Here is a 13031-nt window from a genome sequence, read left to right on the forward strand (position 1 = left end):
TAAAGTAGCTTTGAGGTTGTTTATGTCATCCAAAACGCCATATAAGGTGTTATGTGTTTGTTTGGGAAATATTTGCCGCTCTCCAACGGCAGAAATTGTACTTCGACATTTTTGTGATGAACAACAACTCAATGTGTTGGTGGATTCTGCTGGAACCAGTAATTATCATCCAGGCAAAGCCCCAGATTTACGCAGCCAAAAACATGCGTTCAAACGTGGTTATGACTTATCTACATTGCGCGCGCGTCAGTTACGTATACAAGACTTTGTCGAGTTTGATTTGATTTTGGCGATGGATTTTGAAAACTTAAGCAATATTCAATCTTTAATGCGCCGTGCTGAAGCTGAACTGGGCAGTTTGCGCGCTGAAATAGCCTTAATGAGCGAACACGATCCGCATTATACGCAGCAAGAATTACCCGATCCATATTATGGCGAAGCCGATGGTTTTGAGCGGGTGCTCGATCAATGCGAGTCGAGTAGTCGCGCATGGGTGAAAGTTTTACAACAACAATTTGAATTGAAGGTTTAAGTCATGCACATTCACTACAACATGCAACTCAAACCTTTCAATACGCTCAATTTAGATGCAACTGCGTCGCATTATGTCAAAATTGAAAATATTCAAGATGTACAGGATGCTTTGGCATTTGCCCAGAAAGAACAATTAAATGTGCTGATTTTATCGGGTGGTAGCAATATGTTATTGCCTGAACATATTCATGCCTTGGTCATGCACATGGATATTCAGGGCATCGAAAAATGCGCTGAAGATGATGCAAGTTTCACCCTAAAAGTTGGGGCAGGACAAGTCTGGCATGAGTTTGTGTTGTGGAGTACGGAACAAAAGTTATATGGTCTGCAAAATCTGGCTTTAATTCCAGGTTTGGTCGGCGCTTCACCTGTGCAAAATATTGGTGCTTATGGCGTTGAAGTCGGTGAGTTTATTGAATCTGTGCAGGTCTATGATCGTGAATGCCAACAATTCAGCTCAATTGTTGCTGCAGATTGTCAGTTTGCCTATCGACACAGTATTTTTAAAGATCATCCCAACCGTTACATCATTACCCATGTGACTTTTAAACTGTTAAAACAGGCTGCGTTAAAATTAAATTATGGCGACTTAAAAGCTGCTGTAGGCGATGAGCAAACTGCTGAAAATCTGCAGCAACAAGTCATTCAAATTCGCCAAAGTAAGCTGCCTAATCCTGCAGAATATCCAAATGTAGGTAGTTTCTTTAAAAATCCTGTGATTTCGACTCAGCAATTTGACCAAATTGCAGCACAATTTCCAAATTTACCCCATTACCCACAGCCGAATGCGCAAGTTAAAATTGCAGCAGGCTGGTTGATTGATCAAGCTGGCTGGAAGGGAAAACAACTGGGTGTGGTGGGTATGTTTCATAAACAAGCGTTGGTTTTAGTCAATTATGCCGATGCCACTTTGGCAGATGTGCAACACACCTATCGTGCTGTGCAGCAAGATGTTTTGAGTCGTTTTGGTATTTCACTAGAACCTGAACCTGTGTTATTTGATGAAACAGGTTTGATTCGTGCACATCAACCGGTAGGTTAAGTGAAGATGAAACAGAATCATTGGATGCTCAGATTGGTACAAATTGCTGCCGTGCTATTTGTATTGTTTGCAGCGTTCATGATTTTTATCTATTCACCTTTTTATTCTACTTTGGTGGTCAAAACGCTGAACACTTTGGTACCTGTAGAAGTGAATCAAGTGGCAGCAAAAAGTCAGCAAATGGCGGCTTTTAGTGATCAAGACAGCTTGGAACCCGGTTCAGATTTATGGATTGCCCGACAAGCTTATTTGAAGCTGATGGAGCAAGAGATTCAATCTGAAAATTCGAAAAATTTAACTTTAATTCAGGCTCGTTATAAAGCCTTACAAGCGCTTATTTTAGAAGAACAAACGCAAAAAAAATTAGCATCTGAGCAAGAGTTGCCGCAAGTCCCATTGTTGGTGTCTAATGCAGCTTCTGAAGCAGTTGTAGAAGACCCATCCGAAAATGTAAAAGCCTTGCTCAATTTGGATAGTCATGAAAATCAGGTACTCATGGAACAATACTTGGAGTTTTTAAGCACTCATAAAATTGCCGAAACCGAAAGTGAGCCTGTAGATGAAGAAATCTTTAAAGATATTGCTTTAATTCAGCAACAAAATATTCCAAAAATACCTGCAAACTCTAAACCTTATGCGATTGTGGTTTTAGGTGGTGGCTTAACTTTAGATGATAATGGCAAAGATATTGTGGTCAATGACTACACACGTTTACGTTTAGAAACGACCCTAGCGGTGGTAAAACAATATCAATTGCCGATTGTACTGAGTGGTGTAGAAGCACCTTATATGCAGCGTTGGTTAAAAAAATATGATGTCGAAGCAAAATTATTAGAAGATCGCAGCATGAATACTTGTGAAAATTCACGTTTTAGTTCTTTATTATTACAAAAAAAAGGGGGGGCGCCGACAGTGATTTTGATTACAGACCGTTATCACATGCCACGCACCCGCCGTTTATTTGCTTTAAATGGAATTGAAACGATTCCTGTCGAAGCTCCAATGCCGACTCAACTGACCGCATGGCGTCCAAGTGAACAAAACTATGATCACAGCCGCCGTGCCAATTATGAAATGCTTGCCGCCATTCGGGATGTCTTGATTGGTTCTAGCGCATGTCGCGAGGTGCCATAATGCCTGATATTCCATTTTTAAACCCAAGCGTGTTGAAGCAATTAGATTTGCCAGTGCCGAGTAGGGAAACCACACCACAAATTCTACAACCTTTAAATTTGAATCGTGGTTTTGAACCGAGTGTTGAGTTACAAGCCTATCGACAGCTTTATGGTTTTCATTTGTTGGACTGTGAACATTGGCAAGGCTATGTGCAAATGCCGTTGTTTAAATTGCATGTGCAAATTTTTCAACCCGATTTAAGCAAAACCAAATTTGATCAGGTGCAGGGCACGGTATTTCTACTGCATGGCTATTTGGAACATAGCGGGATTTATCAACCTATCGTCAAAGAATTATTAGAGCAGGGCTTTAGTGTTTTGACTTATGATTTGCCCGGACATGGATTGAGTGATGGTTATCCTGCCAACATCAAAAATTTTGATCATTATCAGCAAGTATTACATGCGGTTTATCAATATGTAAAAAATGCCGATCAATTGCCAAAACCGTGGTTGGGCATTGGGCAAAGTACAGGTGGTGCAATTTGGATGCATCACTTGTTGGAATTTGCTCAGCGCCGTGAAAATCCATTTGTAGAGCGTGTGTTGTTGTTATCGCCTTTGATTCGTCCTGCAAAATCGGCATGGTGGCATAACTCTGTTGGTTTGGGCATTATCCGTCGGATTAAGCGTGAAGTGCCGCGACATTTCCGACGCAATAATCATAATCCTGAATTTTTACGCTTTGTGCGTTTAAAAGACCCGCTGCAACCTAGAATGATGGGCATGGATTGGATTTTAGCCATGTCTAAATGGATGTTGGAGATGGAAGAACGTCCAGCTTGCCGTATTCCTGTTTGGTTGGCACAAGGGGCGCAAGATCAAACCGTAGATTGGCGCTACAACATTGAGTTTATTCGGCGTAAATTCCGCCTGCAAACCTTACTCATGTTAGAAGAAGGCTCGCATCAATTAATCAATGAACGTGCGGATATTCGTGCGGCTTTAACAGGGCTGATTCCTGCATTTTTACATGCACATAGCTCTAAGACTTATTATTAATTTATCAACCATCTTTTAAATACGGCTCTACATTTGCTTTGATGCTGTTCTCGGCATCAAAGCATATTTATGCTGCGCTGCTCATTAAAATGTGAAGCGATTTCTAAAATAAAATAGTACTTCACATTTATTTTTTATTTCATGCTCGAGTTTCATGTTTCAGTGCTATGCTCATGTTTATAAAATAAGCTAAATTTGAAAAACTCCTTAATTCTAGGGATAGTGTTTACATCAAAACGATTGATATATTTACAAACATAATCAAGGGGATGAATGATGGCAGAAATGGAAGCGATATTACCCGTACCGGTTTTAATTGTTGAAGATGAGCCTATTATTCAGTCACGTCTTAGAAAAATTTTGCATGATATTGGCTATCAAGATGACATGCTATTTTTCGTGAGTCATCTTAAAGCTGCAATGACGTGTATAGAAGATCATCCGATTGCTTTAGCTTTAGTCGATTTAGGCTTGCCCGATGGCAATGGTAAAGAACTAATCGAACAATTACATTTTAGAGATCCAAGCGCATTAATTTTGGTGATTTCTGCATGGAGCACCCAAGACAGCTTATTTTCTGCAATTCAAGCAGGTGCAACAGGCTATGTGCTTAAAGAACGTGATGATGCTGAAATTATTATCGCAATACGCAGCATTTTAAGAGGTGGTGCACCGATAGACCCATTTATCGCCCGTGAAATTTTATCGCAAATTTCACATCAAAAAGTACCCGTGCTGACCGAAGATTTATCAGATCGCGCCGATGCTCAAGCATTCAACTCACATTATGAACAGCTCACCAATCGTGAATTAGAAATTTTAAATCTGGTGGCGCAGGGCTTAAGTAACCGTGAAATTGCTGAGCAATTATTTGTGTCGCGTTATACCGTTGAAAGTCATATTAAACATATCTATCGGAAGTTGTCGGTCACTAAACGCACTAAGGCTGTCAGTACCGCTAGAACTTTAGGTCTTTTATGATTCAAAGGCTTTGGCAGTGTGGTTTGGGCGTGTTGTTATTGTTCTGTGCGTGGCAAAGCTATGCGCAGCAAGTGGTGTACCCAATTAATCAGTACTGCAATGTGCATGTACTTTCAATCAGCTCTGCCAAAACAGCATCACATAATAAAAAACCTGAAACGGGTTGGGAAAATGTTCAACTGCCCGACGTTTGGGATGATCGCTGGAAAAATTATAATGGTGGGGCGTGGTACAAAATAGAGTGGGAGTGGTTTTGTGAGCGTGATCATCGTTTAAATCAACCCATCGTTTTTGCACTGAATTTTTTAAATAGTGCAGGGGCAGTTTATCTGAATCAAGATTTACTTTGGGCAAGTCAACATTTAGAAGAGCCTTTGTCAAAAAACTGGAATATGCCACGTTACTGGATTTTACCTATTTCAGGCTTAAAACAAGGTAAAAATCAAATATTGGTCTATGTAAATGGATATGCATTTCAAAATGCGGGTATAGGAAAAATAAGTTTTAATAATGTGCATAACAATATTGAACAGCACCAGCAAAGTATATGGAATAAACGTACTTTATTTGAAATTAATGCGATTTTATCTGCCACTTTAGGCATTTTATGTTTGGTTATTTGGCTGTTTTTACGCCGTGATCAGAGTTTTGGTTGGTTCGCGTTGAGTTGCATGTTCTGGTTATTATTTATTTCTCATTTTTTAACCACAGAAACCTTTCCATACCCAAGTGTATTGGTGGCATCTCAAGCCAATTTAAGCTTTTTTATCCTCTATGTTTTAGCTTTTAGTCTGTATTTAATTAGGTTTGTCAATCAACGCTTGCCAATATTGGAAGAAAGTATTTTTATTCTGAGTTTAGCGGTAATCGTTTGTGTGTTTTTAACACCCTTAGATTATGTCAAACTGGTATTTGGGATTGTCTTTTTAAGTTATGCCAGCTTACTAGTCGTGGTTTATTTTTATTTGGCATATTTAGCGTATAAATCCCCAAAAACAGAAGTATATCTGCTGCTATTTTGTTTAACCTTGATTGGCTTTTTTGCGGGTGTAGATGTATTTCGTTTAAGTAATGCGGCAACGGCAAGTTTATATCAGCCATTATCACCGTATACCTCGCCAGTAATTACTTTATTTATTGCGATTATTTTAGGCATGCGCCTAAAAAGAAATATTCAAAAAATTGAGAAATTTAATCAAGATTTAGAGCTTAAAGTTTTTGAAGTCAGTGATGATTTAAAACGCAGTATGTCAGAAAAGCATTATTTAGAATTGGAAAATGTGCGTTTGCAAGAGCGGATTCATCTATCGCATGATTTGCATGATGGTTTGGGTGCATCTTTGGTACGTTCCATGATTATGGTCGACCAAAGCGAACAGAACATGAGTAATCAGCAGTTCTTATCTATGCTGAAATTACTGCGTGATGATTTACGTCAAATTATTGATAGTGGTTCTTCCATTGGTTCTAAAGTGCCTGAAAATCCTAAAATTTGGGTTGTGCCAGTACGTCATCGTTTTAGTCAATTGATGGATGAAATGGATATTCATTCCAAGTGGGATTTTCCAAATGAATGGGTGATTGAGCCGAATTCGTTACAGTGCTTAACTTTGATGCGGGTATTAGAAGAAAGTTTAACCAATGTGATTAAACACAGCCAAGCCAAGCATGTATCCGTCAGTATGCAATTTGTACCGCCTAAGCAATTGGTACTTAAAATTCAGGATGATGGTGTAGGTTTTGAAGCCAATAGCGTGCTTGAACATGGCATGAGTATTGGGATGCGCAGTATGAAAATGCGTTTAGAACGGGTTGGAGGGCAATTAAAATTAAATTCGACACCTGGCTATACGTTAATTCAGGCAGTTTTAACTTTAGATCCCGCTTATCTAAATTCCCCAAGATGAATTGATCATCTTGAGGGGGCTGAAACGAATATTTTAAGCGTCTTCAGCAGGTAACAACATTAAAATGGATTCATTGAGCAGTTGTACCAAATCTTCCAAAATATTTGCGTCGTAAAGGTTTTCATCGAGCAGCACGCGTTCACCATTGGCAATTTTTTGCAGCGTAGGGATAGATGCTTCTGCGACACAAATCGCTTCACCATTCGCCCAAAATAAAACTTCATCTAGCTGATTTGCATAAAGTAGGCGAGAGGCGGGTTCCAACATGATTTGATAACCCTGATCTAGCGCATCTTCTAAATCGCCTACACCTATTTCATCTACTTCAGGAATATTTTCAGGATATTTCGGTTCAGACATTAAGCTTAAAATCGCATCATCCAACACCGATGAGTTTTGTAAACGCGCCCACAATTCTGCTTTCAGATAATCCAATTCTGTCGCAGTCATTTCGCCAATTTGGGTATTTTTTTTACGAACAAGGTCTTGTAGTGGCGTGCGTAACATTTCATCGGCAGAGAATTTATCGCTCACTCGATCCATCATTTCACTAATATTCGGCATGCGGAAACCGAACGAGAACGTCAGACAATCATCTTCCGCCACGCCATAATGTGCCAAACCCGGTGGCACATAGAGTAAATCGCCAGGTGCAAGAACTTCATCAAAATTGACCTGCATTTCAGGCAATAATTTTAACGGTTGTCCTGCGACAAATTCAGTTTCAGCATCGCACATTTGCCCAAGTTGCCAACGACGATGTCCATAGCCTTGTAGCAAAAACACATCGTAGAAATCAAAATGCTGACCTACAGAGCCGCCTTTAGGGGCATAAGACACCATTATGTCATCACGTCGCCATTGCGGAATAAAAGGAAATTTTTTCCAAAGTTCAGCGAGATCAAAAGAGTAATGATCAACGGCTTGTACCAATAGCGTCCACAACTTTGGCATTTTTTGAAAATCAGCCTTAATGAGCGGTGATGATTTCACAGTCCATTGATTTGGATCGCGATCTTTTTGTTTGATTAAACGGGCAGTCACATCTTCTTCAAGTGCCAGTTCCATTACATCACTAGGTTCAAGTAGGTTGGCAATTTCTGGGAGTGCATTGCGTACCAAAAGTGGTTTTTTTTGCCAATATTCACTTAGGAATTGTTCTGCGGTAATTCCGCCCAAAACATCTAAAGGTTGCGACATAAAATAGCCTAAGCAAGTTTTATCAATAATCTCAATATTGTCTGATTTGTCGCTGCAAAGGGCAAGGTGATTTATAGTCTTTATAAATATTCACGGCTGTTAAATTACACAGTTTTAAACTTAAGGAACCTGAATATTCAGCATTCTTAACATGCGGCATAACTGAATCATCGGCAGACCCATCAAGGTAGTTTGGTCATTGCCTTGCATGGCTTCAAACAGACTAATACCTAAACCTTCGCACATAAAACTACCTGCACAGTGTAGCGGTTGTTCCTTTGCAACATATCGTGCAATTTCATTGTCAGTTAAGCTGCGGAATTTAACTGTGTAGTGTTCTACAACCGTTTGTTCAAAGCCTGTAGATTGCTGCTGCACACTCAGCGCAGTGCTGAAATAAACCGTTTGACCTGAATTGGCTTGTAATTGTTGTATAGCTTTTTCTGAAGTGAGCGGTTTACCTATAAAAATATCTGGCTGCTGTTCACGCCATGCCACTTGATCTGAACCAATCACAATTGCATCAGGATATTGCTGCGCAATACAGTGTGCTTTTTCAAAAGCCAAGCGTCGCGCCAAATTATCTGCATGCAATTCACCCTGTGCAGATTCATCAATATCAGGTGAAATTGACTTATACGCCAAATGCAGACGATTCATCAATTGCTGACGAGTTTGACTGCCAGACGCTAAAATAATTTCAGGATGTTGCATCAGATCATCACACCGCATAATCCATCAAAATATCTAAAGGCACATAAGACAATACTGACTGATGACAGGCTTGAATTTTAATTGGTGGTGCTTGACCTGCCTGATAGGCTTCAACCCAACGGGTGACGCAAATACACCAGAAATCACCCGGTTGTAAGCCGTTAAAACCAACTTCTGGTACTGGCGTGATTAAATCATTGCCAATTTTTTGCGAGAAATTTAAAAAATCAGAGGTCATTTGTGCACAAACGGTGTGCTGACCTAAATCGGTTGGGGCGGTATGACAAAAACCGTTACGAAAATATCCAGTAATAGGATCAAAGCAACAACTGGCGAGAGATTCGCCCAAAACATTTAAACGATTGATATTTGGATCAGGATGAATAGACATAAGTGCGAGAAAGATGGTGGCTTTTCTCTATCATAATCAAAACTTTTGCTTTAAACAGCAATTCTACAAAAGTTGCTAACCTTTTTCTGCATAATCATTTAAAATCGTGGCGTTTTGATATCAATAAAGTGAGCTATACATGAACTTTCAGCGTATGACTGACCTCGATTTAGCAGGTAAGCGTGTCCTTATTCGTGAAGATTTAAACGTACCTGTTAAAAATGGTGTGATCACCAGCGATGCACGTTTACGTGCGGCATTGCCAACGATTCAAGCTGCTGTTGCCAAAGGTGCAGCAGTGATGGTGTATTCTCACTTAGGTCGTCCTGTTGAAGGTGAGCCAAAAGCTGAACAATCTTTAGCACCTGTAGCTGCGTATTTAACCCAAGCATTAGGTCAAGATGTTCAACTGATCACTGACTATTTAGATGGTGTAGACGTTGCTCCTGGTCAAGTCGTTTTATTGGAAAACTGCCGTTTTAACCACGGTGAAAAGAAAAACAACCCAGAACTTGCCGCTAAATATGCAGCATTGTGTGATGTATTTGTGATGGATGCATTTGGTACCGCGCACCGTGCAGAAGCCTCTACTGAAGGCGTTGCACGTTTAGCACCAGTGGCAGCAGCAGGCCCATTATTGGCTGCGGAATTAGATGCTTTGGGTCGTGCCTTAAAAACACCTGAAAAACCAATGGTGGCGATTGTTGCAGGTTCTAAAGTATCGACTAAGTTAGATGTATTGACTTCATTGTCTGATATTTGCGATCAATTAATTGTAGGCGGTGGTATTGCCAATACTTTCCTTGCTGCAGCAGGCTATAACGTGGGCAAATCATTATGTGAAAATGATTTGATTGACACTGCCAAAGCAATTGCCGCAAAAGTTTCTGTACCACTGCCAACCGATGTTGTAGTTGCAGATGCCGCTGAAATTAATTTTGAAGATTTCTTGGGTTCATTGGCAGCAGCGAAAGCAACTGTGAAAAAAGTTGAAGATGTTGCAGACAACGATATGATTTTAGACGTAGGCCCAGAAACTGCAAAAGCATTTGCTGAAATTTTAAAAACTTCAAAAACAATTCTTTGGAATGGCCCAGTGGGTGTATTTGAAGTTGATCAATTTGGTGAAGGTACGAAAGCACTTTCATTGGCGATTGCAGAATCTGCAGGTTTCTCTATTGCAGGCGGTGGTGACACTTTAGCTGCAATTGACAAGTATGAAGTTGCAGACAAAATCGGCTATATCTCTACAGGTGGAGGTGCATTCCTTGAATTTGTAGAAGGTAAAACCTTACCTGCAGTTGCGGTATTATTAGAACGCGCTTAAATCTAGAAAATTTATCAATAATTTTTAAAAAGGTTGACTTCGGTCAACTTTTTTATATTTATGTCATGCCGTAGTCATCAAAATGTCATAAATATGCAATAAACTGTAGTAAATGAATGACCTAACTGTAGGAAATGACGATGATTCAAAAACTAACACTTGCTGCTTTAATTGCTGCATCTTTAGCCTTGACTGCTTGTGCAAAAAAAGAAAGCGCACCTGCGACTGAAACTGATGCATCTTCTGCAGTTGTAGATAACGCTCAAGTTACACCAGAACAACAAGCTGCAATCGACGCAATTGACCAACCAATCTTGGATGAAGGCAACACCGATATTTCTGAAGACGTTGCAAATGCACCTGCTGACGTTGCGACTGCAGACACAGAAGTTGCTGCTTCTGAAGCGCAATAAGTGCTGAAAAACGACAAATTGTAGTAATTTGTTTAAAAGTCCCTGCTTTTGCAGGGACTTTTTTTTGAAAAAGGCGATTTGTTGCTGAATTGAAACAAATCACAGGGTAGAATAACCAACATTATTTGGGAGGATATTATGGCTCTTATTTCATTGCGCCAGCTCTTGGATCATGCCGGTGAACATGCTTACGGCGTTCCAGCGTTTAACGTCAACAACTTAGAACAAATGCGCGCAATTATGTTAGCCGCAGATGCAACCAATTCACCTGTAATTGTTCAAGCTTCGGCAGGTGCGCGTAAATATGCAGGTGCGCCATTCTTGCGTCACCTGATTTTGGCTGCAATTGAAGAGTGGCCACATATTCCAGTGGTTATGCACCAAGACCATGGTACAAGCCCTGATGTATGTCAGCGTTCGATCCAACTAGGCTTTTCATCAGTAATGATGGATGGTTCTTTGGGTGAAGATGGTAAAACACCAACGTCGTATGAATACAACGTCGAAGTGACGCGTCGTACTGTGCAAATGGCGCATGCGTGTGGTGTATCGGTTGAAGGTGAGATTGGCTGTTTAGGTAGTCTTGAAACAGGTATGGCAGGTGAAGAAGATGGCGTGGGCGCAGAAGGCGTACTTGACCACTCTCAATTGTTAACATCTGTTGAAGAAGCACGTAGCTTCGTTGCAGATACTAATGTGGATGCTTTAGCGATTGCTGTTGGTACTTCGCACGGTGCATACAAGTTTACTCGTCCACCTACAGGCGATATTCTTGCAATTGACCGTATTAAAGAAATTCATGCTGCGTTGCCAAATACACACCTTGTAATGCACGGCTCTAGCTCTGTACCACAAGAATGGTTGGCGGTGATTAACCAATACGGCGGTGACATCAAAGAAACTTATGGTGTACCTGTTGAGCAATTGGTTGAAGCAATTAAGCATGGTGTGCGTAAAATCAACATCGATACAGATTTACGTTTAGCTTCTACTGGTGCAATGCGCCGTATGATGGCAGAACAACCAAGCGAATTTGACCCACGTAAATTCTTCGCAAAAACTGTAGATGCAATGAAACAAATTTGTATAGACCGTTATGAAGCATTTGGTACTGCAGGTAATGCAGACAAAATTCGCCCAATTTCTTTAGAGAAAATGGTTGAACATTACAAATAATTCTTAATTTAATTAAGAACTCGAAAGCCCACAGTCCTTGTGGGCTTTTTACTGATGAGTCCACAACTTCCAATCAAGAACAAAAACAATCCTCGAGCGTGTCATGGAACTGATTGTAGCCGCAGCCTTTTGTAGTGTACTGGTCTCTATTTTATTAAAAGTCTGCAAAACGCAGGGTTTTAACCCCATGCAGATGATTACATGGAATTATGTCAGTGCCAGTGTGTTGTGTTTTTACTGGTTTAAACCCAACTTGGGCACGATCTCAATCCAACATACGCCGTGGTGGCTCATTATTAGTTTGGGTGTGTTGTTGCCCAGTGTCTTTTTAGCATTAGCAAAATCGTTGGACAGCGCAGGTATTTTAAAAACTGAAATTGCACAGCGTTTGTCAGTGGTTTTGTCTTTAGCAGCCGCTTATTTTATTTTTCAGGAAAATTTTAGCCAACTGAAAATTGTGGGAATCGCGCTTGGGATTATCGCGGTCTTATGCATTTTGTATTCGCATCGTGCTGCAGTGCAGTCTGCTAAAGCGCAACAAGGCATCTTATATTTGAGCTGTGTTTGGTTGGGTTATGCACTGATTGATGTTTTGCTTAAATACACCACAGGTTTAGGACTGCAATTTGCAGTTGCACTGAATTTGATGTTTGTATGTGCTTTTGTTTTGGCGATGGCTTATATCTTAATCCGCGATAAAAGCATGGGCAGTATGCAAAATATCAGTGCAGGTTTAATTTTGGGTGCACTGAATTTTGCCAATATTGCCTTGTATGTCAAAGCTCACATGCTGCTCAAAGACAGCCCTGCAGTGGTATTTGCAGGGATGAATATTTTAGTGGTGCTATTTGGCGTGATCAGTGGTGTATTGTTCTTTAAAGAAAAGCTGAAAAGCACGACCACTATTGGGCTAGGCTTGGCATTGCTTAGTGTGCTTTGCCTCGCTTATGCCATGACGGTTTAAGATAACTCAACATAAAGCGAAAAGGATGTCGCAATAAATCTGCAGTTTCTGCAAGACCATGCAGCATTGTGGTTCTATCGCAGATCGGGCAGCGCAGGGTTGGATAGCTTGGTTTGGCTTGATATAAATACAGTTTTTTACAACGTCGGCATTCTAGTTTTAGCGGCATTAAATTGAGCATCATACACCTCATTTTTATTTTTGA

Annotated in this window: 14 protein-coding genes; 10 read left to right on the top strand and 4 right to left on the bottom strand. The window is 40.4% G+C overall.

The features are described 5' to 3' along the window. Positions 1–22: 22 nt before the first annotated feature. The 6 genes from FTV41_RS08350 to FTV41_RS08375 all read left to right on the top strand — a co-directional run bounded on the left by FTV41_RS08350 (position 23) and on the right by FTV41_RS08375 (position 6641). Positions 23–532 carry a low molecular weight protein-tyrosine-phosphatase gene (locus FTV41_RS08350; RefSeq protein ID WP_004973278.1) on the top strand — a complete coding sequence of 170 codons (510 nt, stop codon included), beginning with the start codon at positions 23–25 and terminating at the stop codon, positions 530–532. 3 nt (positions 533–535) lie between these two features. Further along, positions 536–1576: a UDP-N-acetylmuramate dehydrogenase gene (murB, locus tag FTV41_RS08355; RefSeq protein WP_179996404.1), complete on the top strand. Its 1041-nt coding sequence runs from the start codon at positions 536–538 to the stop codon at positions 1574–1576. A gap of 6 nt (positions 1577–1582) precedes the next feature. Beyond that, positions 1583–2710 (top strand): YdcF family protein, encoded by a 1128-nt coding sequence (locus tag FTV41_RS08360; protein WP_154320702.1) that lies wholly within the window; start codon positions 1583–1585, stop codon positions 2708–2710. Further along, positions 2710–3753 (top strand): alpha/beta hydrolase, encoded by a 1044-nt coding sequence (locus FTV41_RS08365; RefSeq protein WP_096900878.1) that lies wholly within the window; start codon positions 2710–2712, stop codon positions 3751–3753. The genes FTV41_RS08360 and FTV41_RS08365 overlap by 1 nt, the downstream gene beginning before the upstream one ends. A 276-nt stretch (positions 3754–4029) precedes the next feature. Further along, the gene (locus tag FTV41_RS08370) at positions 4030–4734 is read left to right on the top strand and encodes a response regulator transcription factor (RefSeq protein ID WP_004973283.1); all 705 of its coding nucleotides are present in this window, start codon (positions 4030–4032) and stop codon (positions 4732–4734) included. Then, positions 4731–6641, top strand: a complete 1911-nt coding sequence (locus tag FTV41_RS08375; protein ID WP_179996405.1) for an ATP-binding protein — start codon at positions 4731–4733, stop codon at positions 6639–6641. Before FTV41_RS08370 ends, FTV41_RS08375 begins: the two co-directional genes overlap by 4 nt. Positions 6642–6674: 33 nt before the next feature. Here the strand turns inward: FTV41_RS08375 and FTV41_RS08380 are convergent, their stop codons facing one another. The 3 genes from FTV41_RS08380 to FTV41_RS08390 form a co-directional block, all read right to left on the bottom strand. Then, on the bottom strand, positions 6675–7841 hold the full coding sequence (locus FTV41_RS08380; protein WP_154320704.1) for a cupin domain-containing protein: 1167 nt from the start codon (positions 7839–7841) through the stop codon (positions 6675–6677). Positions 7842–7961: 120 nt separating this feature from the next. Beyond that, positions 7962–8555, bottom strand: a complete 594-nt coding sequence (locus FTV41_RS08385; protein WP_026438423.1) for a nucleoside triphosphate pyrophosphatase — start codon at positions 8553–8555, stop codon at positions 7962–7964. Between the two features lie 7 nt (positions 8556–8562). Next, positions 8563–8946, bottom strand: a complete 384-nt coding sequence (locus FTV41_RS08390) for a DUF2237 family protein (protein WP_004973294.1) — start codon at positions 8944–8946, stop codon at positions 8563–8565. A gap of 139 nt (positions 8947–9085) precedes the next feature. On the opposite strand from FTV41_RS08390, the gene FTV41_RS08395 reads away from it, so the two are divergent. From FTV41_RS08395 to FTV41_RS08410, 4 genes are all read left to right on the top strand, one after another. Beyond that, positions 9086–10273, top strand: a complete 1188-nt coding sequence (locus FTV41_RS08395) for a phosphoglycerate kinase (RefSeq protein WP_004973295.1) — start codon at positions 9086–9088, stop codon at positions 10271–10273. Positions 10274–10413: 140 nt separating this feature from the next. Then, entirely contained in the window at positions 10414–10686 is a 273-nt protein-coding gene (locus FTV41_RS08400) for a hypothetical protein (protein WP_167846046.1), read from the top strand. Positions 10687–10824: 138 nt separating this feature from the next. Then, positions 10825–11862 (top strand): class II fructose-bisphosphate aldolase, encoded by a 1038-nt coding sequence (gene fba, locus FTV41_RS08405; protein WP_179996406.1) that lies wholly within the window; start codon positions 10825–10827, stop codon positions 11860–11862. Positions 11863–11965: 103 nt separating this feature from the next. Beyond that, entirely contained in the window at positions 11966–12826 is an 861-nt protein-coding gene (locus FTV41_RS08410) for a DMT family transporter (RefSeq protein ID WP_154320705.1), read from the top strand. Here FTV41_RS08410 and FTV41_RS08415 read toward each other — a convergent pair. After that, the gene (locus tag FTV41_RS08415) at positions 12789–13010 is read right to left on the bottom strand and encodes a hypothetical protein (RefSeq protein WP_081402487.1); all 222 of its coding nucleotides are present in this window, start codon (positions 13008–13010) and stop codon (positions 12789–12791) included. The two genes, FTV41_RS08410 and FTV41_RS08415, sit on opposite strands and share 38 nt — an antisense overlap. Positions 13011–13031: the final 21 nt, after the last annotated feature.

The sequence above is a fragment of the Acinetobacter sp. YH16051 genome (assembly GCF_013417135.1).
Taxonomy (GTDB): Bacteria; Pseudomonadota; Gammaproteobacteria; order Pseudomonadales; family Moraxellaceae; genus Acinetobacter; species Acinetobacter towneri.

Excerpts from the sequence above, each read along its gene's own strand:
- FTV41_RS08400 (WP_167846046.1), top strand. The coding sequence starts at position 10,414 with ATGATTCAAAAACTAACACTTGCTGCTTTAATTGCTGCATCTTTAGCC.
- FTV41_RS08360 (WP_154320702.1), top strand. The coding sequence starts at position 1,583 with ATGAAACAGAATCATTGGATGCTCAGATTGGTACAAATTGCTGCCGTG.
- FTV41_RS08350 (WP_004973278.1), top strand. The coding sequence starts at position 23 with ATGTCATCCAAAACGCCATATAAGGTGTTATGTGTTTGTTTGGGAAAT.
- FTV41_RS08375 (WP_179996405.1), top strand. The coding sequence starts at position 4,731 with ATGATTCAAAGGCTTTGGCAGTGTGGTTTGGGCGTGTTGTTATTGTTC.
- FTV41_RS08385 (WP_026438423.1), bottom strand. The coding sequence starts at position 8,555 with ATGCAACATCCTGAAATTATTTTAGCGTCTGGCAGTCAAACTCGTCAG.
- FTV41_RS08380 (WP_154320704.1), bottom strand. The coding sequence starts at position 7,841 with ATGTCGCAACCTTTAGATGTTTTGGGCGGAATTACCGCAGAACAATTC.
- FTV41_RS08415 (WP_081402487.1), bottom strand. The coding sequence starts at position 13,010 with ATGATGCTCAATTTAATGCCGCTAAAACTAGAATGCCGACGTTGTAAA.
- FTV41_RS08395 (WP_004973295.1), top strand. The coding sequence starts at position 9,086 with ATGAACTTTCAGCGTATGACTGACCTCGATTTAGCAGGTAAGCGTGTC.
- FTV41_RS08410 (WP_154320705.1), top strand. The coding sequence starts at position 11,966 with ATGGAACTGATTGTAGCCGCAGCCTTTTGTAGTGTACTGGTCTCTATT.
- FTV41_RS08370 (WP_004973283.1), top strand. The coding sequence starts at position 4,030 with ATGGCAGAAATGGAAGCGATATTACCCGTACCGGTTTTAATTGTTGAA.
- fba (WP_179996406.1), top strand. The coding sequence starts at position 10,825 with ATGGCTCTTATTTCATTGCGCCAGCTCTTGGATCATGCCGGTGAACAT.
- FTV41_RS08365 (WP_096900878.1), top strand. The coding sequence starts at position 2,710 with ATGCCTGATATTCCATTTTTAAACCCAAGCGTGTTGAAGCAATTAGAT.
- FTV41_RS08390 (WP_004973294.1), bottom strand. The coding sequence starts at position 8,946 with ATGTCTATTCATCCTGATCCAAATATCAATCGTTTAAATGTTTTGGGC.
- murB (WP_179996404.1), top strand. The coding sequence starts at position 536 with ATGCACATTCACTACAACATGCAACTCAAACCTTTCAATACGCTCAAT.